This is a genomic window from Pseudomonas sp. MPB23 (genome assembly GCF_046605395.1).
Classification (GTDB): domain Bacteria; phylum Pseudomonadota; class Gammaproteobacteria; order Pseudomonadales; family Pseudomonadaceae; genus Aquipseudomonas.
This window is the reverse complement of record NZ_CP176771.1, coordinates 1,365,001-1,386,162: the sequence shown is the minus strand read 5'-3', so window position 1 is coordinate 1,386,162 and position 21,162 is coordinate 1,365,001. Positions and strand designations below refer to the sequence as shown.

Sequence of the window (21,162 nt, the reverse complement as noted above, 5' to 3'; positions counted from 1 at the left end):
TTTCGGAGTTAGCCATGGCCATCGCCGTTCCCTCAAACGAGGTCAACAGCCCCACCCTCAAGCAGCGTCTGGCGCGTGCCGAACGGCTCAATCGCTGGAAGGCCCAGGCCCTGATTGCGCCGCTGGTGCTGTTCTTGCTGCTGGTGTTCCTGGTGCCGATCGTTGCGCTGCTCTACAAAAGCGTGGGCAACCCGGAAGTGGTGGCCGGTTTGCCGCGTACCGTGGTGGCGGTCAAGGCCTGGGATGGTCGTGGTCTGCCGGGTGAACCGGTGTACCAGGCCCTCAGCGAAGACTTGGGCGAGGCGCGTAAAAACCAGACGCTGGGCGACCTGTCCAAACGCTTGAACATGGAACTGGCCGGCTATCGCAGCCTGCTCACCAAAACCGCACGGGCGCTGCCATTCAGTGAAGCGCCTGGCTCTTATAAAGAAGCGTTGGAAACCCTCGATGAACGCTGGGGCGACCCGGCGTACTGGCAGGCGATCCGGCGCAATACCAGCAGCCTGACGCCGTTCTATCTGCTGGCCGCCGTCGATCACCGCATCGACGACCTTGGCGAAGTGGCCCCGGCCACGCCGGACCAGGCGATCTACCTGGACATTTTCGCCCGCACCTTCTGGATGGGCCTGGTGATCACCGCCGTCTGCCTGTTGCTGGCGTATCCCCTGGCGTATCTGTTGGCCAACCTGCCGGCGCGTAAAAGCAACCTGCTGATGATTCTGGTGTTGCTGCCGTTCTGGACCTCGATCCTGGTGCGGGTGGCGGCGTGGATCGTGCTGCTGCAGTCCGGCGGCCTGATCAATAGCGCCCTGATGGGCATGGGCCTGATCGATAAACCGCTGGAGCTGGTGTTCAACCGCACCGGGGTCTATATCTCCATGGTGCACATCCTGCTGCCGTTCATGATTCTGCCGATCTACAGCGTGATGAAGGGTATTTCGCCTACCTACATGCGTGCGGCGATTTCCCTGGGGTGCCATCCGTTCACCAGCTTCTGGCGCGTTTACTTCCCGCAGACCTACGCCGGTGTCGGTGCTGGCTGTCTGCTGGTGTTCATCCTGGCGATTGGTTACTACATCACCCCGGCACTGCTGGGCAGCCCGAACGACCAGATGGTCAGCTACTTCGTGGCGTTCTATACCAACACCAGCATCAACTGGGGCATGGCGACGGCGTTGGGCGGCTTGCTGCTGCTGGCGACCGTGGTGCTGTACCTGATCTACAACCGGCTGGTAGGCGCCAGCCGCCTGCGCCTGAGCTGAGGAGACCTTGCGATGCTGAGTCCTTATATGTCACCGGTGGAGCGGGTGTGGTTCTACAGCTTGCGGATACTCTGCGGCTTGATCCTGCTGTTCCTCATCTTGCCCGTGCTGGTGATCATCCCGCTGTCGTTCAACAGCGGCAGTTTTCTGGTGTACCCGCTGCAAGGCTTCTCGCTGCACTGGTACCACGACTTCTTCACCTCGGCCGAATGGATGCGGGCGCTGAAGAACAGCATCATCGTCGCCCCGGCGGCCACGGTGCTGGCCATGGTATTCGGCACGCTGGCGGCGATCGGCCTGACGCGCGGCAACTTCCCCGGCAAGGCGCTGGTCATGGCCCTGGTGATTTCGCCGATGGTGGTGCCGGTGGTGATCATCGGTGTGGCCAGTTACCTGTTCTTTGCACCGCTGGGCCTGGGCAACAGCTTTTTCTCGCTGATCGTGGTGCATGCGGTACTGGGCGTGCCCTTTGTGATCATCACCGTGTCGGCGACGTTGCAAGGGTTCAACCATAACCTGGTGCGGGCGGCGGCCAGTCTCGGTGCCTCGCCATTGACCGCGTTTCGCCGCGTGACCTTGCCGCTGATTGCGCCGGGGGTGATATCCGGTGCCCTGTTCGCGTTCGCGACGTCGTTCGATGAGGTGGTGGTGACACTGTTCCTCGCCGGCCCCGAGCAAGCGACCTTGCCGCGCCAGATGTTCAGCGGCATCCGCGAAAACCTCAGCCCGACCATTGCCGCAGCGGCCACCTTGCTGATCGCCTTTTCGGTGCTGCTGTTGCTGACCCTGGAATGGCTGCGTGGGCGTAGCGAGAAGCTGCGCACCGCCCAGGTCTAAAGCCAGGCGCAGGTCAAAGATGTGGAGAGGGGGGCAAGCCCTCTCCCACATGGGGTTGTCTTCCATTCAGTTGCTGAATGGAAGACAACCCGTTTCAGTCAGCTACTCTTGTGCCAGCCCGTTTATTAATAAGAGGCCGCGCACATGAGTACTTCCTCATTCAAGATCGCCCACAAATTGCTGACCGGTGCAGGCGCCATCGAACAATTGGCCGCCGAACTCACGCGCCTGGATATCGACAACCCGCTGATCGTCACCGATGCCGCGTTGGTCAAGTCCGGCACTGTGGCGCTGGCGCTTGAGCATCTGGGCGAGCGTCCCTATGAGATTTTCGACCGCGTGCTGCCGGACCCGGAAATCTCCATCGTCGAAGATTGCATGCAGGCCTACCGCGACGGCGGGCACGACGGCCTGATCGGCGTGGGCGGCGGCAGCGCCATCGACATCGCTAAAAGTGTCGCGGCCTACGCCGGTTACCACGGCGCCCTGGAGGATCTGTTCGGTGTCGATCAGGTGCCGCGTAGAGGCCCGCCGCTGATCGCCATCCCGACCACGGCCGGCACCGGCTCGGAAGTCACCAACGTGGCGATCCTCTCCGACAAGGCTGCGCAGTTGAAAAAAGGCATCGTCAGCGACTACCTGCTGCCGGATGTCGCGCTGATCAGCCCGCAAATGACCCTGACCTGCCCGCGCAGTGTCACCGCCGCCAGTGGCGTGGATGCGCTGGTGCATGCCATCGAGTCCTACTTGTCGCTGAATGCCTCGCCGATCACCGATGCCCTGGCCATCGGTGCGATCAAGCTGATTGCCAAGGCGCTGCCCAAAGCCTACGCCAACCCGGCCAACCTGCAGGCCCGCGACGACATGGCCACCGCCAGCCTGATGGCCGGCATGGCGTTCGGCAATGCGGGGGTGGGCGCGGTGCATGCGCTGGCGTACCCGCTGGGCGGGCGGTTCAACATCGCCCACGGCGTGAGCAACGCGCTGTTGCTGCCCTATGTGATGCACTGGAACAAGCTGGCCTGTGTGGAGCGTATGCAGGACATTGCCCAGGCCATGGGGGTCAATATCAACGGCCTGAGCGTCAACGATGCGGCCAATCAGGCCGTCGAGGCGATGACGCGACTGTGCGCCGCCGTGGAGATCCCGGCGGGCCTGCGCAGCTTCGGGGTGCCCGAGGAGGCGATCCCGGCCATGGCCGTCGAAGCCGCCGGCATCGAGCGGCTGATGCGCAACAATCCGCGCAAGCTCAGCGTGGCGGATATCGAGAAAATCTATCGGGCCGCTTACTAGTCGTTGAGTCAGGTCACGGTGCGCAGGGTAAAGCATGAGGTATACAATGCGCGCCACCGTGATTTAGCTCAAAAAAGGTGCGTCATGCAGCCCTTCGTTATTGCTCCATCGATTCTCTCCGCCGATTTCGCCCGCCTGGGTGAAGAAGTGGACAAGGTGTTGGCCGCCGGCGCCGACTTCGTGCACTTCGATGTCATGGACAACCACTACGTGCCCAACCTGACCATCGGCCCGATGGTTTGTGCGGCGCTGCGCAAGTACGGCATCACCGCGCCGATCGACGCGCACCTGATGGTCAGCCCCGTGGATCGCATCGTCGGTGACTTCGTCGAGGCCGGCGCGACCTACATCACCTTTCACCCTGAAGCCTCGCTGCACGTCGACCGTACCCTGCAACTGATCCGCGAAGGCGGCTGCAAGGCGGGCCTGGTGTTCAACCCGGCCACTCCGCTGGACGTGCTCAAGTACGTGATGGACAAGGTCGACATGGTCCTGCTGATGAGCGTCAACCCAGGCTTCGGCGGGCAAAAGTTCATCCCCGGCACCCTCGACAAGCTGCGCGAAGCCCGCGCGCTGATTGATGCGTCGGGCCGCGACATCCGCCTGGAAATCGACGGTGGGGTCAACGTCAATAACATCCGCGAAATCGCCGCTGCCGGCGCTGATACCTTCGTGGCCGGCTCGGCGATCTTCAACGCCCCGGATTATCAGGAAGTCATCGCCAAGATGCGTGCGGAACTGGCGCTGGCACGTCCATGAGCGGCTTCGAGCAGTTGTTTTCCGGCGAACTGCCACGGCTGGTGATGTTCGATCTGGACGGTACGTTGATCGATTCGGTGCCTGACCTGGCGGCGGCGGTGGACGAGATGCTGCTCAAGCTGGGGCGCAAGCCGGTGGGGATCGACCCGGTGCGTGAATGGGTCGGCAATGGCGTGCACATGCTGGTGCGCCGGGCCCTGGCCAACCACATTGACGCCCAGGGCGTGGATGAGGTCGAGGCCGAACACGCCCTGGAACTGTTCAATGTTGCCTATGAAAGCAACCACGAATTGACGGTGGTGTATCCCGGCGTGCGCGACACCCTCAAATGGTTGAGCAAGCAGGGGGTGGAAATGGCCCTGATCACCAACAAGCCCGAGCGTTTCGTCGCGCCGCTGTTGGACCAGATGAAAATCGGCCGTTACTTCCGCTGGATCATCGGCGGCGATACCTTGCCGCAAAAAAAACCCGATCCGGCGGCGCTGTTTTTTGTGATGAAAATGGCCAATATTCCGGCGTCCCAGTCGTTGTTCGTCGGTGATTCGCGCAGCGATGTGCTGGCGGCCAAAGCCGCTGGCGTGCAGTGCGTCGCGTTGAGTTACGGCTACAACCATGGCCGTCCGATCGCCGAAGAGTCACCTTCATTGGTCATTGATGATCTGCGACGGTTAATCCCCGGTTGCTTGGGAGCTGGCGCTGAGATAACGTTGCCCGATATCGATCCGTCCCCTTCTGGAAATTCCATCGTGGTGGTCCCTCGCAAACTCTGGATGAAAGTCATCAAGGCCCTGGCCCGCTGGCGTTGGCGCGCCTGACTGATTCCAGGCCGCGCTCTGCGGCACGTTTGCCTACCTGACTGTTAGACCCTCACGCCACGAGGCACCTCATGATCCGCGAAGAATTCCTGCGTTTGGCCGCTGCCGGCTATAACCGTATCCCCCTGGCCTGCGAAACCCTGGCCGACTTCGATACGCCGCTGTCGATCTACCTGAAACTGGCCGACGAGCCCAACTCTTACTTGCTCGAATCGGTACAGGGCGGCGAGAAGTGGGGCCGTTACTCGATCATCGGTCTACCGTGCCGCACTGTATTGCGGGTGCATGACCATCACGTCAGCATCACGCACGATGGCGTCGAGATCGAAAACCACGATGTAGAAGATCCGCTGGCCTTCGTCGAAACCTTCAAGGCGCGCTACAACGTGCCGACCATTGCTGGCCTGCCGCGTTTCAACGGTGGCCTGGTGGGGTATTTCGGCTACGACTGCGTGCGTTATGTGGAAAAACGCCTGGGCAAATGCCCGAACCCGGACCCGCTGGGCGTGCCGGACATTCTGCTGATGGTCTCCGACGCCGTGGTGGTGTTCGACAACCTCGCTGGCAAGATGCACGCCATTGTGCTCGCCGACCCTTCCCAGGCGGACGCTTTCGAAAGGGGCCAGGCCAGCCTGGAAGCGCTGCTGGAAAAACTGCGCCAGCCGATCACCCCGCGTCGCGGCCTGGACCTGCGCCGTCCACCGGCGGCCGATCCGGTGTTCCGCTCCAGCTTTACCCAGGATGACTACGAGCGCGCGGTCGATACCATCAAGGAATACATCCTCGCCGGTGACTGCATGCAGGTGGTGCCGTCGCAACGCATGTCCATCGACTTCAAGGCCGCGCCGATCGACCTGTACCGGGCGCTGCGTTGCTTCAACCCGACGCCGTACATGTACTTCTTCAACTTCGGTGACTTCCACGTGGTGGGCAGCTCGCCGGAAGTGCTGGTGCGCGTCGAGGACAACCTGATCACGGTGCGCCCGATCGCCGGCACGCGCCCACGCGGCGCGACCGAAGAAGCGGACCTGGCGCTGGAAGAAGACCTGCTGAGCGACGACAAGGAAATCGCCGAGCACCTGATGCTGATCGATCTGGGCCGCAACGACACCGGGCGTGTGTCGGAAATCGGCTCGGTGAAGCTCACCGAGAAGATGGTGATCGAGCGTTATTCCAACGTGATGCATATCGTGTCCAACGTCACCGGTGAATTGAAAGCCGGGCTGACCGCGATGGACGCGCTGCGGGCGATTCTGCCGGCGGGCACCTTGTCGGGCGCGCCGAAGATTCGCGCGATGGAGATCATCGACGAGCTGGAGCCGGTCAAGCGTGGCGTCTACGGCGGCGCCGTGGGGTATTTCGCCTGGAACGGCAACATGGACACGGCCATTGCGATCCGCACGGCGGTGATCAAGGACGGGGAACTGCATGTGCAGGCTGGTGGCGGGATCGTCGCCGACTCGGTGCCGGCCCTCGAATGGGAAGAAACCCTGAACAAGCGCCGCGCCATGTTCCGTGCAGTGGCGTTGGCTGAACAGACCCCCCAGGGCTAAGAATTCTTGAGGTTTCCCCATGTTGCTGATGATTGATAACTACGACTCCTTTACCTACAACGTTGTGCAGTACCTGGGCGAGCTCGGTGCCGAGGTCAAGGTGGTGCGCAACGACGAATTGACCGTGGCCGAAATCGCGGCCCTCAACCCTGAGCGCATCGTGGTGTCGCCGGGCCCTTGCACGCCGACCGAGGCAGGTATTTCCCTGGAGGCGATCAAGTATTTCGCCGGCAAACTGCCGATCCTGGGCGTGTGCCTGGGGCACCAATCCATCGGCCAGGCCTTTGGCGGTGACGTGGTGCGTGCGCGACAGGTGATGCATGGCAAGACCAGCCCCGTGTTCCATAACAATGTCGGCGTGTTTCACGGGCTTAAGTTGCCGGTGACGGTGACCCGCTACCACTCGCTGGTGGTCAAGCGCGAAACCCTGCCCGAGTGCCTTGAGGTGACCGCCTGGACCCAACTGGAAGACGGCTCGGTCGATGAAATCATGGGCCTGCGCCATAAGACACTGAATATCGAAGGGGTGCAGTTTCACCCCGAGTCGATTCTGACCGAGCAGGGTTACGAGCTGTTCGCCAACTTTCTCAAGCAGAGCGGCGGCACGCGCTAAGGAGTTTTCATGGATATCAAGACAGCCCTGGGCCGTGTCGTCAGTCATCTGGACCTGAGCACCGCTGAAATGAGCGATGTGATGCGCGAGATCATGACCGGTCAATGCACCGACGCGCAGATCGGCGCGTTCATGATGGCAATGCGCATGAAGAGCGAGAGCATCGACGAGATCGTCGGCGCCGTTTCGGTGATGCGTGAGTTGGCGGACAAGGTTGAGCTCAAGACCCTCGACGGCGTGGTCGATGTGGTCGGTACCGGCGGCGACGGCGCGAATATTTTCAACGTGTCGACGGCGGCCTCCTTTGTGGTGGCGGCGGCGGGTTGTACCGTGGCCAAGCATGGCAACCGTGCGGTGTCCGGCAAAAGCGGCAGTGCCGACTTGCTGGAAGCGGCCGGTATCTACCTGAACCTGACGCCGGTCCAGGTGGCGCGTTGCATCGACAGCGTCGGCATCGGCTTCATGTTTGCCCAGTCCCACCATGGTGCGATGAAATACGCTGCCGGCCCGCGCAAGGACCTCGGTCTGCGCACCCTGTTCAACATGCTCGGCCCGCTTACGAATCCGGCCGGTGTTAAACACCAGGTGGTCGGCGTATTCAGCCAGGCGCTGTGCCGGCCGTTGGCGGAAGTTTTGCAACGCCTGGGCAGCAAGCACGTGCTGGTGGTGCATTCCAAGGATGGCTTGGACGAATTCAGCCTCGCGGCGCCGACCTTTGTAGCGGAGTTGAAGAATGACCAGATCACCGAATACTGGGTCGAGCCCGAAGACCTGGGTATGAAGAGCCAGAGCCTGCATGGCCTGGCCGTGGAAAGCCCGGCGGCTTCACTGGAACTGATTCGCGATGCCTTGGGGCGTCGCAAGACTGAGAACGGTCAAAAAGCCGCGGAAATGATTGTTCTGAATGCTGGCGCGGCACTTTTCGCGGCCGATCACGCCTATAGTCTCAAGGAAGGTGTCGAATTGGCCCACGATGCGCTGCACACGGGGCTGGCTCGTGAAAAGCTCGAAGAACTGGGAGCATTCACCGCAGTATTCAAGATGGAGAATGAAGGATGAGTGTACCGACCGTTTTGGAAAAAATCCTGGCTCGCAAGGCCGAAGAAGTCGCCGAGCGCCGTGCCCGTGTGAGCCTGGCCGAGCTGGAGGCACAGGCGAAAATCGCCGCGGCGCCGCGCGGTTTCGCCAATGCCTTGATCGCCCAGGCCAAGCTCAAGCAGCCGGCCGTGATCGCTGAGGTCAAGAAGGCCTCGCCGAGCAAAGGCGTGATCCGCGAGAACTTCGTACCGGCCGAGATCGCCGTCAGCTATGAGAAGGGCGGCGCGACTTGCCTGTCTGTGCTGACCGATATCGACTTCTTCCAGGGTTCCGACCTGTTCCTGCAGCAGGCACGTGCCGCGTGCAAGTTGCCGGTGATCCGCAAGGATTTCATGGTCGATCCGTACCAGATCGTCGAAGCCCGTGCCTTGGGTGCCGACTGCGTGCTGCTGATCGTCTCCGCACTGGATGACGTGAAGATGGCCGAGCTGGCGGCCGTGGCCAAGAGCGTCGGCCTGGATGTGCTGGTGGAAGTGCACGATGGCGATGAGCTGGAGCGAGCACTGAAGACCCTCGACACACCGTTGGTCGGCGTGAATAACCGTAACCTGCACACCTTTGAAGTCAGTCTGGAAAACACCCTCGACCTGCTGCCGCGCATTCCGCGCGATCGTCTGGTGATCACCGAGAGTGGCATCGTCAATCGTGCCGATGTGGAGCTGATGGAAATCAGTGGGGTGTATTCATTCCTGGTCGGCGAGACCTTCATGCGCGCCGAAAACCCAGGGGCGGAACTGCAGCGCCTGTTCTTCCCGGAGCGTGGCGTGGCTGTCAGCGGTTCGACCCTGGACTGATGATGATGCAGCCGGTGGCAATGACCGTCGAAGCAGGGCTTGCCGCCGAGCAGGCGTTGCTGGCTGCCGTTTGCGCGGGTGAGCAGGCGTTCGGGCTGCTGTTCTGGCAGCCCAGTGACCAAGCGTTGGTGATGCCGCGTCGTTTGAGCCGGTTGCCAGCGTTCGAGCGCGCCAGCCAGGTCTCGGCGGATGCCGGTTGGCCGGTGTTACTGCGTGAAACCGGTGGTGAGCCGGTGCCGCAGTCGAGCGCCACGGTGAATATCGCCCTGGTTTACGCGCCGCCTCGCAGTGAAGGCGATCAAGGGCGGATCGAAACCGGTTACCAGCGGCTTTGTCAGCCGATCTGCGATCTGTTGATCGAGTTGGGCGGTGATGCTTCGGTCGGGGAAATCGACGGTGCATTCTGCGACGGTCGCTATAACGTCAATCTCAATGGTCGCAAAATGGTCGGCACTGCCCAGCGCTGGCGGCAAAGCGGTGGCCGCGCGGTGGGGTTGGTGCACGGTGCGTTGTTGCTGGATAACGATCGCGAAGCATTGATCGCGGCGGTCAATCGCTTCAATGAGGCCTGCGGTCTCGAGCAGCGCGTTCGTGCCGACAGCCATATCGCCTTGCACGAAGCCTTTCCCGCCCCGGATGCGATCAGCCGCCTCGACACGTTGTACCGTCACATGCTTGACGGCTTCCTGCCGGTTTAACGGGTACCGAACACCACCATCGTCTTGCCTTTGACGTTGACCAGGTTGCGCTCTTCCAGATCCTTGAGCACGCGGCCGACCATCTCCCTTGAACAGCCGACAATGCGTCCGATCTCCTGGCGTGTAACCTTGATTTGCATCCCGTCGGGATGGGTCATGGCATCGGGCTGTTTGCACAACTCCAGCAGGCAGCGGGCCACGCGGCCGGTGACGTCAAAGAATGCCAGATCGCCGACCTTGCGCGTGGTGTCGCGCAGGCGCTGGGCAATTTGGCCGCTCAAGGCATAAAGGATATCGGGATCCTGCTGGGCCAATTCGCGGAATTTCGCGTAACTGATCTCGGCCACCTCGCACTCGATCTTGGTGCGGACCCAGGCGCTGCGCTCTTGCTCCTTGCCGGCTTGTTCAAACAGGCCCAATTCCCCAAAGAAATCGCCGGTGTTCAGGTAGGCAATGATCATTTCACGGCCGTCTTCATCCTCGATCAGGATAGTGACCGAGCCTTTGATGATGAAGAACAGGGTTTCGGAGCGCTCGCCGGCACAGATGATGTTGTGCTTGGCCGGATGACGCCGACGCTGGCAGTGCATCAACAACTTGTCGAGATTTTTGATCTTGGGTGTGGGAATCAGCGCAACCATGGTTGTATCCCGAAAAGGTGGAGCGAGGTAGTTGGCGTTATTGTATTCATTGGTATCGTTATTGATACACGCTGCACAAAAAGAGTGGCAATGCGCCACTGATTTGGCGCCAGCTTAACAGACACATTCTGTCTCGATCAGCGAATTTACAGGTGAGTGCCTGTCGTTGATCGCTCCGATGGGAAACGCTGTGGTGATCCGTCCCTGTGCTAAGCTGGCAACCCTTTTTTTACAGTGGAGTCTGGGCGATGAAGGCACGCATCCAATGGGCGGGCGAAGCCATGTTCCTCGGTGAGTCGGGCAGTGGCCATGTGGTGGTCATGGACGGCCCGCCGGAAGCCGGTGGCCGTAACCTGGGCGTACGCCCGATGGAAATGCTTCTGCTCGGTGTCGGCGGTTGCAGCAATTTCGACGTGGTCAGCATCCTCAAGAAGTCCCGTCAGGCCGTGGAAAGCTGTGAAGCTTTCCTGGAAGCCGAGCGGGCCACTGAAGATCCCAAGGTGTTTACCAAGATCCACATGCATTTCGTGGTGAAGGGGCGGGGGCTGAAAGAGGCTCAGGTCAAGCGGGCCATCGAGCTGTCGGCCGAAAAGTATTGCTCGGCGTCGATCATGTTGGGCGCAGCCGGTGTGGCCATCACCCATGATTACGAAATCATCGAGCTGGGTTGATCGCTAGACGATTCTTGTAGCAGCGAGTTTGCTCGCGAAGAACGTAAGGACAACGCGGGCATTCTGGATAAACGCGTCATCGTTGAGGTTTTTCGCGAGCAAGCTCGCTCCTGCAGTGGCTTCAGATTCGGTAGGTGCTTTTGGTCATGACCTTGGCCAGCAGGCTCATGCCAAACCTCACCGGCGCCGGAAAGCGGAAACCACCGGCATCCAAGGCGCTTTCTGCGTGGTGTTCTTCGTCGATACGCATCTGCTCAAGAATGGCACGGGACTTTTCGTCTCCGGCCGGCAGTTGCTCCAAGTGCTCATCGAGGTGCTTGCAGACCTGATGTTCGGTGGCTGCGACAAAACCGAGGCTGACCTTATCGCTGATCAGGCCGGCGGCGGCACCGATTCCAAACGACAAACCATAAAACAGCGGGTTCAGTACGCTTGGGTGGCTGCCCAGTTGGCGGATGCGTTGCTCGCACCACGCCAGGTGGTCGATTTCTTCCTCGGCTGCGTGCTCCATCGCTGCGCGTACCTGAGGCAGCTTGGCGGTCAGGGCCTGGCCTTGATACAGCGCCTGGGCGCAGACTTCGCCAGTGTGGTTGATGCGCATGAGGCCCGCGACGTGGCGGGTATCGGCCTCGCTCATCTGGGCGTCGGGCTGCACGATGGCAGGCGATGGGCGATAGGGCTGGCCGCTGAAGGGCAGCAGCGTGCGCATGGCCGTATCGGCTTGCAGCAACAGACGGTCAATCGGCGAGTAGTGACGTTGGGTAGTCATGCTGACCTCCGGGAAGAATCTCGGCGGCCAGTTTACCGCAAGAGAGGGCGAAGCGTTTGCGCTGAGTCAAAGGCCTAGGGTCGCATGCCGGGGCCGGCGACCCGAGTATCAGGGGTATCAGCCCGGCGGCCAGTTCATCTGGCGCTGACCCAGCACATGCATATGGATGTGGTAAACGGTCTGTCCACCCTCTTCATTACAGTTCATCACTACGCGAAAGCCCTTCTCGCAGCCCAGTTCCAGGGCTAGGCGCTGAGCGGTGAACAGGATATGCCCAGCCAGGGTTTTGTCGTCCTCGGTCAGATCATTCAGGGTGCGGATCGGTTTTTTCGGGATAACCAGAAAATGTACCGGCGCTTGCGGGGCGATATCGTGGAAGGCGAGGACCTGGTCATCTTCATAGATGATCTTCGCAGGTATTTCTCTGTTGATGATCTTGGTGAACAGAGTATCCAAAGCTGTTTCTCCATGGTGAATGTGCAGGGTGAGTGTACTCAGCCGGTCAGCGCGGGCAATAGGCCTTATTGATGGCGCCGGCAATCTTGCGGGTCAGCCAGCGTGGGCTCAAACGCGGGCTGAAGGCCATCCAGCGGTTGCGTCGACCGGGAATGATGATGGCTTTGTTCCGTTCGAGGGCGCGTACCGTATAGAGCGCCACTTCTTCCGGGCTCATCAGTTTGTCAGTGCGCTCGAGCTTGGCGGTGTCCATCTGCGCGGTGCCGTAGAAGGCGGTGCGTGTCGGGCCGGGGCAGAGCACCGAGACCTTGATGCCACAGGTTTTCAATTCTTCGCGCAGGCCTTCGGAGAAGTGCAGCACATAGGCCTTGCTGGCGTAGTAGCTGCTCATCCACGGACCGGGCTGGAACGCAGCGACCGACGCGACATTGAGGATTTGCCCGCCGCCATGCAACGCCATGGCATTGCCCAGGGCATGACACATACGGGTAAGGGCTAGGATGTTGACTTCGATCAGGTCCTGCTCGGTCATCCAGTCCTGTGCGAGGAAGGGGCCACTGGTGCCGATGCCGGCGCAATTGACCAGCAAATCGATCTGGCGTTCGCCTTCTTCGAGCTCCAGCAGGAACCCGGACAAGCGCAGAGGTTCGCCCAGATCACAGGCCCGAAACAGCACCTCGACGCCGAAGCGTTGAGTCAATTCAATTGCAATGCTTTCCAACTGATCACGCTGGCGGGCTACCAGAATCAAACTGCGGCCACGTCGGGCCAGGGCTTCGGCCAGGGCCAGGCCGATGCCGCTGGAGGCGCCGGTGATCAGAGCGTAACGGGTCATGCCTTTCTCCATCGCAACGCCGCCGCGCCAGTGATATAGGCATCACAGGCGGCGGGCGTTTCTTCACTGTTCTGGAGAGTCTACAGGTTCGGCCGCATCGTCAGCACTTTGCGCGTCTTCTTCTTCGACGATCACGCTTTGGTCGACGTCCTGGTCGGCGTTGAGAGAGCTGCTTTCATAGCTGCTGTCGACGTTGGCTTCGAGTTGGTCCAGGTAGCCGTTCATACCCAAAGTCATCACAATGATGAGCATCAATGGGATAAACGCGAGCCATAGCGACGCCAGGACCTTCACCGCGGTGGAGTTGCGTGGTGGTGGTGCGCCGTACTGGTTTGCGCCGGCGTTGCCGGGCAATACCAGCAGCAGCAGCGGGAAAATACTGTTCACCAGCGGCACCAGGTTCAGCAAGTACAGCCAGCCTGACCAGCCCAGGTCGTGCAGGCGTTGTACACCGATCTGCACGCTGACCCAGACCATCGCGACGAACAATGCAAAGCCCAGCAGTGAACCCAAAATGACGCCTGCCGTCGGCGAAGCGGTCGCTACTGCAAAGCTCGCAGTGGCGATGATGCCGGAGGCAACGAGCATTGCGACGGTCAATACAAGCGTCCACGCCAGGTACCGCAAACGCCCGATGCGCCCAACGATGGTGAATACATTAAGCGTGGAATACTCCGGCAGGTCGTCACCTACGGGGGAGCGCGGCGGTGCATAGGGCGAGGCGTCGGTGCGTGAGAACCCAGAGTCACTGGAGTCGGTCTCGTGGGTTTCGGCAAGGCTGAAGGCCACGGGTTGTTCAGGTTCGATACGAGCATCGACCCCGGCGTTTTTCAGTGCGGTGAGGTAGGTTTCTGCATCGGGGCGGGATAAGTCGCGCTTCAGAGCGACCGTGCGGCCCGTAAAAAGCTTCTCGATGGCGTCGACTTCGCTTTTGAACAGCTCGGCCAGGTTCAGTTTCGCCGTGGTGCTTTCGACGCCTGGGAGCAAGGCTCCATCAAACACAATCTTGAAACGGTTGTCGCTCATGCAGGCATCCTTGTCACTTGTTCAGGGAGGTAGTGTGGGCTTGCTCAATAGGCAGGCCTTGCGTTTGAGTCAGCGTGGCCAGCGTAATTGTATCGCGTGCTCGAGCGCCTTGCGGTATTCGGCATCCAGGCGGGCAACGAGTTCATCGACGCGGGGCAAATCATTAATCTCGCCAACGCCCTGGCCGGCAGACCATACGGTCTTCCAGGCCTTGGCTTCGTCGCTCAATGGCTTGAGCTTGGAACCGAAATCGATCTCGCCTTTGTCTTGTAGTGTCTTGATGTCGAAACCGGCGTTTTCCAAGCTCTGGCGCATAAAACTTGCGGGTACGCCAGAGACGGCCGGAGTGTGCACGATGTCGGCGGCGCGCGATGTGAGCAGCATCTCCTTATATGCATCCGGGGCATGGCTTTCGGCGGTCGCGATAAAGCGCGTACCGAGATAGGCCAGGTCTGCGCCGAGCAACTGGGCGGAGAGGATTTCGTGCCCATGGTTGAGGCAGCCGGCAAGCAGCAGGGTTTTATCGAAGAATTGGCGAATTTCGGCCACCAGCGAGAAGGGGCTCCAAGTGCCGGCATGTCCCCCGGCGCCAGCGGCCACGGCGATCAAGCCATCCACACCGGCTTCAGCGGCTTTTTCAGCATGGCGCCGAGTGGTGACGTCATGGAAAACCAGGCCGCCATAGCTGTGTACGGCGTCCACCAACTCTTTCACTGCACCGAGGCTGGTGATCACGATCGGTACTTTGTGCTCGACGCAGATCGCCAGGTCGGCCTCCAGTCGTGGGTTGCTGTTGTGCACGATCAAATTGACGGCATAGGGCGCGGGATTCTCCAACTGCGCGAGGCCCGTTTCGATTTCCTCCAGCCAGGCTTTGAAACCACTGCTTTCGCGCTGGTTCAGCGCCGGGAAACTCCCGACCACGCCATTGCGGCAGCACGCCAGGACTAGCTGTGGATTGGAAATCAGGAACATCGGCGCAGCCACGACGGGCAGGCGCAGACGTTGTTCAAGCAGAGCGGGCAGCGACATTGGAGGTACCCCGAGTCATTGACGTTAGAACGGTTTGACCACGACCAAAATTACGATAGCCAGCAATATTAGAACCGGGACTTCATTGAACCAGCGATAAAAGACATGGCTGCGGGTGTTTTCGCCACGGGCAAAACGTTTTACCTGCGCGCCGCACATGTGGTGGTAGCCGATAAGGAACACCACTAGGGTGAGCTTGGCGTGAATCCAGGCGCCCGATTGGAAAATGCTGGGGTTCAGGGCAATCAGCCAGATGCCGAACACCAGGGTGGCAATCATCGCCGGCCCCATGATGCCGCGATACAACTTGCGCTCCATCACGCTGAAACGCTCCTTGCTCACTGTGTCCTCGCTTTGTGCGTGGTAGACGAACAGGCGCGGCAGGTAGAACAGCCCGGCAAACCAGCACACGATGGCGACGATATGAAAGGCTTTGACCCATAGATAGAGCATTTTTAGTTATTCCCAGGTTCACGGTAACTGAAGATAGTAGTGGCTCATGCGTCCTTACGTCACGTTGGCGGTTGTCGCAGGACAATGCGGCCCCTATTATCGACGGCTTTCCAGTGGGTTCTTTGAGGGCAGGTTTATGGTCAAGGTCGGTATCGTCGGCGGCACGGGTTACACCGGTGTCGAATTGCTGCGTCTGTTGGCACAGCATCCGCAAGCTGAGGTGGTGGTCATCACTTCCCGATCCGAGGCCGGTCTGGCTGTGGCCGATATGTATCCGAACCTGCGAGGCCATTACGACGGCCTGGCGTTCAGCGTGCCGGACATCAAGACCCTCGGTGCCTGTGACGTGGTGTTTTTTGCCACCCCCCACGGCGTTGCCCATGCGCTGGCCGGTGAGCTGCTGGCTGCGGGCACCAAGGTGATCGATCTGTCGGCGGATTTCCGTCTGCAGGACGCCGACGAGTGGGCCAAATGGTACGGTCAGCCTCATGGGGCTCCGGAACTGTTGGGAGAGGCCGTGTACGGTCTGCCTGAAGTCAATCGTGAGCAGATCAAGCAAGCGCGCCTGATTGCCGTGCCGGGTTGCTATCCGACCGCGACGCAGTTGGGCTTCTTGCCATTGCTTGAAGCAGGGCTGGCGGATGCTTCGCGCCTGATCGCCGACTGCAAGTCTGGCGTCAGCGGCGCCGGTCGTGGGGCTGCGGTGGGTTCGCTGTACTCCGAGACGTCGGAAAGCATGAAGGCCTACGCGGTAAAGGGGCATCGCCATCTGCCGGAAATCCGCCAGGGGCTGCGTCGCGCCGCCGGTAAGGACGTGGGCCTGACCTTCGTGCCGCACCTGACGCCGATGATCCGTGGTATTCACTCCACGCTCTATGCAACGGTGGTTGATCGCTCGGTTGATCTGCAGGCGCTGTTTGAAAAGCGTTACGCCAACGAGCCGTTCGTCGACGTGATGCCGGCCGGCAGCCATCCGGAAACCCGCAGTGTGCGTGGCGCCAACGTGTGTCGTATCGCCGTGCACCGTCCGCAGGATGGCGACTTGGTCGTGGTGCTGTCGGTGATCGATAACCTGGTCAAGGGCGCGTCGGGCCAGGCGGTGCAGAACATGAACATCCTGTTTGGCCTGGATGAGAAACTGGGCTTGTCCCACGCGGGCATGCTGCCTTAAGGCTGTTCGGTCGTTAAGCAGAAGGCCCGTCGATCGGGCCTTTTGTGTTTTTAATGGCGGCAGCGCAGATTGATATACCGTAACAATAGTTGACCGCTTTTCTAGGAGAAGCGGATAATGCCGACCATTACGCATATGGCGGCGGTACGCCGGGAGATTATCAGCATGAGCGTTGAATCCTTCACCCCCACGGCTTTGCAATTCACCCACGGTGCTGCGCACAAGGTGAAGAGCCTGGTCGATGAAGAGGGTAATGATCGCTTGAAGCTGCGCGTATTCGTTACGGGCGGCGGTTGTTCAGGGTTTCAGTACGGTTTTACCTTCGATGAAGAAGTGGCCGATGATGACACCATTGTTGAGCGCGAGGGCGTGAGCCTGGTCGTGGACCCCATGAGTTTCCAATACTTGGCAGGCGCCGAGGTGGATTATCAGGAAGGTCTGGAGGGGTCGCGTTTCGTGATCAAGAACCCTAATGCCACCACTACATGTGGTTGCGGGTCTTCGTTCTCGATCTGATCGGTAGCGGTTATAAAAGCGCCGCTTGGCTTTAATCGGCCAAGCGGCGTTTTGCTGTCTGGATTTTAAGCCGGATAGATTGCGCCCAGCACCCGCAGCCCGCGTGCGCCGGTGACGCTCGGGCGGTTGGTGGCGATGCCTTCAAGGCAGCAGTGGGCCAGCCAGGCGAAGGCCATGGCTTCGACCCAGTCGGGGTCTACACCGTGGGTAGCGGTACTGCTGACCTGAGTCGATGGCAGTAGCGCGGCCAGGCGCTTCATCAGTGCGCTGTTATGGGCGCCGCCGCCGCAGACAAGCAGGGTCTCTGTCAGGGGTTGGGCGGTTTGCAGCGACTCGACAATGGTCAGGGCTGTCAGCTCCAGCAGAGTGGCCTGGATGTCCTGGGGGGCGAAAGCGGGCAGGCGCGCCAGGTGCTGTTGCAGCCAACCTAGATTGAACACTTCGCGTCCAGTGCTTTTTGGGCCTTTGGTCAAGAAGAAGGGATCGCTGAGCAGCGCGTTGAGCAATTGAGGTTCTACTTTGCCGCTGGCGGCCCACTGACCCTCGCGATCAAAGTGTTCGCCGCGCTGTTGGTGAATCCAGGCATCCAGCAGGACATTGCCCGGGCCGCAGTCGAAGCCGGCTACGGGCTTGTCGGTCTCGATCAGGCTGAGATTGCTGAAACCTCCGACATTCAATACCGCGCGATTCCCGCTGCGTTCGTCAAACAGTGCTTCATGAAAGGCCGGCACCAACGGTGCACCCTGGCCACCTGCGGCAACGTCGCGACTGCGGAAGTCGCTGACCACGGTGATGCCGGTCAATTCGGTGAGCAAGGCAGGATTGCCAATCTGTACGGTGAAGCCGCGTGCTGGTTCATGGCGGATGGTCTGCCCATGGCTGCCGATCGCGCGAATGTCCTGCGGCTTGAGGTGGTGCTGGTCGAGCAGGGCATGGATGCCTTGGGCGGCGAGTGTCACCCAGTGCTGCTGGGCCATTGCCGAACGGGCGATCTCATCCGGGCCGCTGGCGCACAGGCCGAGGAGTTCCATGCGCAGGCTGTTTGGCATGGGGATGTAGTGAGTGGCGATCAGCTTGATCGCCGCGTCTTGTTCAATCAGGGCGATATCCAGGCCATCGAGACTGGTCCCGGACATTACGCCTATATAGAGCGGCATACCTTAACGCTTCGCCGAAGCCAGCAGGGTGGAGCGCTCCTGATCCATGCGTGCCATCAATGGCTGGCTCTGCTGCATGAAACGCGCACGTTCGGCTTTGGCGATCGGGTCTGCCATCGGCAGTTTCTGACCCAGTGGGTCGACGTGTACACCATTGACCTGGAACTCATAATGCAAGTGTGGTCCGGTGGACAGGCCCGTGGTGCCGATGTAACCGATCACCTGGCCCTGCTTCACATTGCCGCCGGTCTGCACGCCTTTGGCGAACCCTTGCATGTGGCCATACAGCGTGCGGTAGGTGTTGCCGTGCTGGATGATCACGGTGTTGCCATAACCGCCACGGCGTCCGGCTAGCAGCACTTTGCCATCGCCTGCTGCCTTGATGGGCGTGCCGCGCGGGGCCGCATAGTCGACGCCTTTGTGGGCGCGGATCTTGTTCAGGATTGGGTGCTTGCGACCCATGGAGAAACGCGAGCTGATGCGGGCGAAATCCACAGGTGTGCGGATAAAGGCCTTGCGCATGCTGTTGCCATCAGCGGTGTAGTAACTGCTGTTGCCTTGTTTGTTGGTGTATCGCACGGCGGTGTAGGTCTTGCCACGGTTGGTAAAGCGTGCGGAAAGGATATTGCCGGTGCCGACCACTTTGCCGTTGGCGACCTTCTGCTCATAGATCACATCGAATTCGTCACCCTGGCGGATGTCCTGGGCGAAGTCGATGTCGTAGCCAAACACGCTGGCCATGTCCATGGTCATGCTGTGGGACAAGCCTGCGCGGGCAGCCGATTGCGACAGCGAGCTGTTGATAACGCCATGTACATAGGCGGAGCGCATCACCGGCTTGGTGATGATGCGATTGAACGCAAAGCCCTTGGCGCCTTTGGTCAGGGTGATGCTTTCCAGATCGCTGATGTTGCTGTGCAGGTTGTTCAACTGGCCGTCGGGGGTCAGTTCGAATTCGAGTTTTTGACCGCGCTTGAGCTGGGTGAATTGCTTGGCTTGTTTATCGCTGGCCAAGACCTCATTAACTGTGGTGGCAGGCAGGCCAACCTTTTCAAACAGTGTGGAAAGCGTATCGCCCTTGCCGACGACCACCTCTCGATGTTGAGGGTTCTTTGCCAGCGCTACCGCAGGTGCAGGCTGCTGCTGGGCGGTTTGGCCGGTCTCGTCGGGGGCGCTTTCGATTTGGGCGAACGGCGAATCGACGGGGGCATTTGTGGCTTGTTGCGCGTCGGAAGCGTCTTGATCTTGTGTCAGTTGTTCTGCGGGACTTTCCAGGTCAAGGCTCAGGGATGTTCGTTTGGCTTCTACGTCACTGGAAGGGAATACCAGGAGTGCCAGGCTCAAAAGGGCGGCGATACCACTTGCAGCGAGCAGGTGGGTCTTTGGGTAAAGCGGCGGCGCTTTAGACGGTTCTGTGGTCATAGGTAATTTTGACTTTGAAGATGAAATGGAAAAGATGAATGACATGATGAAGATGAAATAACTGTATAAAATATAACCAAATCATCTGTCGCGCAAGCTTGCGAACGTTAGGCTTGCTGAATGGTGTCCGTGCGCAGGGCAAAACTTGTAATTAGTCCCTGATCTTGTATGGTTGGTTCCCTTTTGAATCTGAGCCTTGCGGGTCTGTTATGAAGTCGGTTGAAGAGCAGTTAGCGCTGATAAAACGTGGTGCGGAAGAACTGTTGGTCGAGGCGGAGCTGATCGAAAAGCTCAAGCGTGGCCAGCCCCTGCGTATCAAGGCCGGCTTTGATCCGACTGCGCCGGATCTGCACCTGGGTCATACCGTGCTTATCAATAAGTTGCGCCAGTTCCAGGACCTGGGGCATCAGGTGATCTTCCTTATAGGAGATTTCACCGGGATGATCGGAGATCCAAGCGGCAAGAGCGCTACGCGTCCGCCGCTGACCCGCGAGCAGGTTCTCGATAATGCCGAGACCTACAAGGCCCAGGTGTTCAAGATTCTCGATCCGGCCAAGACCGAGGTGGCGTTCAACTCCACCTGGATGGACAAGATGGGGCCGGCGGACTTCATTCGTCTGACCTCTCAGTACACCGTAGCGCGCATGCTAGAGCGCGATGACTTCGACAAGCGTTATTCCACCAATCAGCCTATCGCTATTCATGAGTTCCTGTACCCGCTGGTCCAGGGCTATGACTCGGTGGCTTTACGCGCTGACGTTGAGTTGGGCGGCACCGATCAGAAGTTCAATCTTCTGATGGGGCGCGAGTTGCAGCGTGCGTATGGGCAGGAGGCTCAGTGCATTCTGACGATGCCACTGCTGGAAGGGTTGGATGGCGTCAAGAAGATGTCCAAGTCGCTGGGTAACTATGTCGGTATCCAGGAAGCTCCAGGCGTGATGTACGGCAAGCTGGTTTCGATTCCGGATGCGCTGATGTGGCGTTACTTCGAGCTGTTGAGTTTCCGCTCGATGGACGAAATCAATGCGCTGCGTGCGGATGTCGAGGCGGGTGCCAATCCTCGTGACGTGAAGATCAAGCTGGCTGAAGAGATTGTTGCGCGTTTCCATGGCGAGGAGGCTGCGGCTAGTGCTCACCGTGCGGCGGGCAACCGGATGAAGGAAGGTGAGCTGCCGGATGATCTGCCGGAGATCGAGCTGACTGCTGCAGAGGCGATGCCGATCGCGGCTGTCCTTAATAAGGCAGGCTTGGTGAAGAACTCGGCGGTTGCGCGCGACCTCTTGGGTTCTGG

General features: G+C 60.1%; 23 protein-coding genes (1 of these 23 only partly in view). 14 read left to right on the top strand and 9 right to left on the bottom strand.

Annotated elements, in window-relative coordinates; genetic code table 11:
- Window positions 1-14: 14 nt before the first annotated feature.
- The 10 genes from ACLH0J_RS06375 (at window position 15) to ACLH0J_RS06330 (ending at window position 9,722) form a co-directional block, all read left to right on the top strand.
- A complete protein-coding gene (locus ACLH0J_RS06375; RefSeq protein ID WP_411391277.1) occupies window positions 15-1,262 on the top strand; it encodes an ABC transporter permease in 1,248 nt (415 codons plus the stop codon).
- Window positions 1,263-1,274: 12 nt separating this feature from the next.
- Complete coding sequence (locus ACLH0J_RS06370; RefSeq protein ID WP_411391276.1) at window positions 1,275-2,099, top strand: ABC transporter permease; 825 nt, start codon at window positions 1,275-1,277, stop codon at window positions 2,097-2,099.
- Between the two features lie 144 nt (window positions 2,100-2,243).
- A complete protein-coding gene (locus tag ACLH0J_RS06365) occupies window positions 2,244-3,392 on the top strand; it encodes an iron-containing alcohol dehydrogenase (RefSeq protein WP_411391275.1) in 1,149 nt (382 codons plus the stop codon).
- An 84-nt stretch (window positions 3,393-3,476) separates the two neighbouring features.
- Window positions 3,477-4,151, top strand: a complete 675-nt coding sequence (rpe, locus tag ACLH0J_RS06360) for a ribulose-phosphate 3-epimerase (protein ID WP_411391274.1) — start codon at window positions 3,477-3,479, stop codon at window positions 4,149-4,151.
- A complete protein-coding gene (locus tag ACLH0J_RS06355) occupies window positions 4,148-4,966 on the top strand; it encodes a phosphoglycolate phosphatase (RefSeq protein ID WP_411391273.1) in 819 nt (272 codons plus the stop codon). Before rpe ends, ACLH0J_RS06355 begins: the two co-directional genes overlap by 4 nt.
- A gap of 71 nt (window positions 4,967-5,037) precedes the next feature.
- On the top strand, window positions 5,038-6,519 hold the full coding sequence (trpE, locus tag ACLH0J_RS06350) for an anthranilate synthase component I (RefSeq protein WP_411391272.1): 1,482 nt from the start codon (window positions 5,038-5,040) through the stop codon (window positions 6,517-6,519).
- A gap of 19 nt (window positions 6,520-6,538) precedes the next feature.
- A complete protein-coding gene (locus ACLH0J_RS06345; RefSeq protein ID WP_411391271.1) occupies window positions 6,539-7,132 on the top strand; it encodes an aminodeoxychorismate/anthranilate synthase component II in 594 nt (197 codons plus the stop codon).
- Window positions 7,133-7,141: 9 nt separating this feature from the next.
- Window positions 7,142-8,191, top strand: coding sequence for an anthranilate phosphoribosyltransferase (gene trpD, locus ACLH0J_RS06340; protein ID WP_411391270.1), 1,050 nt, complete (start codon window positions 7,142-7,144; stop codon window positions 8,189-8,191).
- A complete protein-coding gene (gene trpC, locus ACLH0J_RS06335; protein WP_411391269.1) occupies window positions 8,188-9,024 on the top strand; it encodes an indole-3-glycerol phosphate synthase TrpC in 837 nt (278 codons plus the stop codon). Before trpD ends, trpC begins: the two co-directional genes overlap by 4 nt.
- Before the next feature lie 2 nt (window positions 9,025-9,026).
- A complete protein-coding gene (locus tag ACLH0J_RS06330; protein ID WP_411391268.1) occupies window positions 9,027-9,722 on the top strand; it encodes a lipoyl protein ligase domain-containing protein in 696 nt (231 codons plus the stop codon).
- Here the strand turns inward: ACLH0J_RS06330 and crp are convergent.
- On the bottom strand, window positions 9,719-10,363 hold the full coding sequence (gene crp / locus ACLH0J_RS06325; protein ID WP_411391267.1) for a cAMP-activated global transcriptional regulator CRP: 645 nt from the start codon (window positions 10,361-10,363) through the stop codon (window positions 9,719-9,721). The two genes, ACLH0J_RS06330 and crp, sit on opposite strands and share 4 nt — an antisense overlap.
- 248 nt (window positions 10,364-10,611) lie before the next feature.
- Between crp and ACLH0J_RS06320 the strand changes: the two genes are divergently transcribed.
- Window positions 10,612-11,034 (top strand): OsmC family protein, encoded by a 423-nt coding sequence (locus tag ACLH0J_RS06320; protein ID WP_003176451.1) that lies wholly within the window; start codon window positions 10,612-10,614, stop codon window positions 11,032-11,034.
- A 121-nt stretch (window positions 11,035-11,155) separates the two neighbouring features.
- Here ACLH0J_RS06320 and coq7 read toward each other — a convergent pair whose 3' ends face one another.
- From coq7 to hemJ, 6 genes are all read right to left on the bottom strand, one after another.
- Window positions 11,156-11,803: a 2-polyprenyl-3-methyl-6-methoxy-1,4-benzoquinone monooxygenase gene (coq7, locus tag ACLH0J_RS06315; protein ID WP_411391266.1), complete on the bottom strand. Its 648-nt coding sequence runs from the start codon at window positions 11,801-11,803 to the stop codon at window positions 11,156-11,158.
- 117 nt (window positions 11,804-11,920) lie between these two features.
- Window positions 11,921-12,259 carry a histidine triad nucleotide-binding protein gene (locus ACLH0J_RS06310; protein WP_010568016.1) on the bottom strand — a complete coding sequence of 113 codons (339 nt, stop codon included), beginning with the start codon at window positions 12,257-12,259 and terminating at the stop codon, window positions 11,921-11,923.
- A gap of 46 nt (window positions 12,260-12,305) precedes the next feature.
- On the bottom strand, window positions 12,306-13,094 hold the full coding sequence (locus tag ACLH0J_RS06305; RefSeq protein ID WP_411391265.1) for an SDR family NAD(P)-dependent oxidoreductase: 789 nt from the start codon (window positions 13,092-13,094) through the stop codon (window positions 12,306-12,308).
- Between the two features lie 63 nt (window positions 13,095-13,157).
- Window positions 13,158-14,120, bottom strand: coding sequence for a DUF805 domain-containing protein (locus tag ACLH0J_RS06300; protein ID WP_411391264.1), 963 nt, complete (start codon window positions 14,118-14,120; stop codon window positions 13,158-13,160).
- A 69-nt stretch (window positions 14,121-14,189) separates the two neighbouring features.
- A complete protein-coding gene (locus ACLH0J_RS06295) occupies window positions 14,190-15,152 on the bottom strand; it encodes an NAD(P)H-dependent flavin oxidoreductase (protein WP_411391263.1) in 963 nt (320 codons plus the stop codon).
- Between the two features lie 24 nt (window positions 15,153-15,176).
- On the bottom strand, window positions 15,177-15,605 hold the full coding sequence (gene hemJ, locus ACLH0J_RS06290) for a protoporphyrinogen oxidase HemJ (protein ID WP_411391262.1): 429 nt from the start codon (window positions 15,603-15,605) through the stop codon (window positions 15,177-15,179).
- Between the two features lie 136 nt (window positions 15,606-15,741).
- Between hemJ and argC the strand changes: the two genes are divergently transcribed.
- Complete coding sequence (gene argC, locus ACLH0J_RS06285) at window positions 15,742-16,776, top strand: N-acetyl-gamma-glutamyl-phosphate reductase (protein ID WP_411391261.1); 1,035 nt, start codon at window positions 15,742-15,744, stop codon at window positions 16,774-16,776.
- A 165-nt stretch (window positions 16,777-16,941) separates the two neighbouring features.
- On the top strand, window positions 16,942-17,292 hold the full coding sequence (gene erpA / locus ACLH0J_RS06280; RefSeq protein ID WP_007906865.1) for an iron-sulfur cluster insertion protein ErpA: 351 nt from the start codon (window positions 16,942-16,944) through the stop codon (window positions 17,290-17,292).
- 65 nt (window positions 17,293-17,357) lie between these two features.
- Here erpA and ACLH0J_RS06275 read toward each other — a convergent pair whose 3' ends face one another.
- Together ACLH0J_RS06275 and ACLH0J_RS06270 are read right to left on the bottom strand one after the other, a co-directional pair.
- A complete protein-coding gene (locus ACLH0J_RS06275; RefSeq protein WP_411391260.1) occupies window positions 17,358-18,449 on the bottom strand; it encodes an anhydro-N-acetylmuramic acid kinase in 1,092 nt (363 codons plus the stop codon).
- A gap of 3 nt (window positions 18,450-18,452) precedes the next feature.
- Window positions 18,453-19,871: a peptidoglycan DD-metalloendopeptidase family protein gene (locus ACLH0J_RS06270; protein ID WP_411391259.1), complete on the bottom strand. Its 1,419-nt coding sequence runs from the start codon at window positions 19,869-19,871 to the stop codon at window positions 18,453-18,455.
- Between the two features lie 209 nt (window positions 19,872-20,080).
- Between ACLH0J_RS06270 and tyrS the strand changes: the two genes are divergently transcribed.
- Window positions 20,081-21,162, top strand: partial view of a tyrosine--tRNA ligase gene (tyrS, locus tag ACLH0J_RS06265; protein ID WP_411391258.1) — the 5' portion only. Its footprint extends 118 nt past the window's final position; only the first 1,082 of its 1,200 coding nucleotides appear in the window; it begins with the start codon at window positions 20,081-20,083; its stop codon lies beyond the right edge, outside the window.

Excerpts from the sequence above, each read along its gene's own strand:
- argC (WP_411391261.1), top strand. The coding sequence starts at position 15,742 with ATGGTCAAGGTCGGTATCGTCGGCGGCACGGGTTACACCGGTGTCGAA.
- trpE (WP_411391272.1), top strand. The coding sequence starts at position 5,038 with ATGATCCGCGAAGAATTCCTGCGTTTGGCCGCTGCCGGCTATAACCGT.
- ACLH0J_RS06370 (WP_411391276.1), top strand. The coding sequence starts at position 1,275 with ATGCTGAGTCCTTATATGTCACCGGTGGAGCGGGTGTGGTTCTACAGC.
- ACLH0J_RS06320 (WP_003176451.1), top strand. The coding sequence starts at position 10,612 with ATGAAGGCACGCATCCAATGGGCGGGCGAAGCCATGTTCCTCGGTGAG.
- coq7 (WP_411391266.1), bottom strand. The coding sequence starts at position 11,803 with ATGACTACCCAACGTCACTACTCGCCGATTGACCGTCTGTTGCTGCAA.
- ACLH0J_RS06300 (WP_411391264.1), bottom strand. The coding sequence starts at position 14,120 with ATGAGCGACAACCGTTTCAAGATTGTGTTTGATGGAGCCTTGCTCCCA.
- trpD (WP_411391270.1), top strand. The coding sequence starts at position 7,142 with ATGGATATCAAGACAGCCCTGGGCCGTGTCGTCAGTCATCTGGACCTG.
- rpe (WP_411391274.1), top strand. The coding sequence starts at position 3,477 with ATGCAGCCCTTCGTTATTGCTCCATCGATTCTCTCCGCCGATTTCGCC.
- crp (WP_411391267.1), bottom strand. The coding sequence starts at position 10,363 with ATGGTTGCGCTGATTCCCACACCCAAGATCAAAAATCTCGACAAGTTG.
- ACLH0J_RS06375 (WP_411391277.1), top strand. The coding sequence starts at position 15 with ATGGCCATCGCCGTTCCCTCAAACGAGGTCAACAGCCCCACCCTCAAG.
- ACLH0J_RS06330 (WP_411391268.1), top strand. The coding sequence starts at position 9,027 with ATGATGCAGCCGGTGGCAATGACCGTCGAAGCAGGGCTTGCCGCCGAG.
- ACLH0J_RS06275 (WP_411391260.1), bottom strand. The coding sequence starts at position 18,449 with ATGCCGCTCTATATAGGCGTAATGTCCGGGACCAGTCTCGATGGCCTG.
- ACLH0J_RS06355 (WP_411391273.1), top strand. The coding sequence starts at position 4,148 with ATGAGCGGCTTCGAGCAGTTGTTTTCCGGCGAACTGCCACGGCTGGTG.
- ACLH0J_RS06345 (WP_411391271.1), top strand. The coding sequence starts at position 6,539 with ATGTTGCTGATGATTGATAACTACGACTCCTTTACCTACAACGTTGTG.
- ACLH0J_RS06295 (WP_411391263.1), bottom strand. The coding sequence starts at position 15,152 with ATGTCGCTGCCCGCTCTGCTTGAACAACGTCTGCGCCTGCCCGTCGTG.
- ACLH0J_RS06305 (WP_411391265.1), bottom strand. The coding sequence starts at position 13,094 with ATGACCCGTTACGCTCTGATCACCGGCGCCTCCAGCGGCATCGGCCTG.
- trpC (WP_411391269.1), top strand. The coding sequence starts at position 8,188 with ATGAGTGTACCGACCGTTTTGGAAAAAATCCTGGCTCGCAAGGCCGAA.
- ACLH0J_RS06365 (WP_411391275.1), top strand. The coding sequence starts at position 2,244 with ATGAGTACTTCCTCATTCAAGATCGCCCACAAATTGCTGACCGGTGCA.
- ACLH0J_RS06270 (WP_411391259.1), bottom strand. The coding sequence starts at position 19,871 with ATGACCACAGAACCGTCTAAAGCGCCGCCGCTTTACCCAAAGACCCAC.
- hemJ (WP_411391262.1), bottom strand. The coding sequence starts at position 15,605 with ATGCTCTATCTATGGGTCAAAGCCTTTCATATCGTCGCCATCGTGTGC.
- erpA (WP_007906865.1), top strand. The coding sequence starts at position 16,942 with ATGAGCGTTGAATCCTTCACCCCCACGGCTTTGCAATTCACCCACGGT.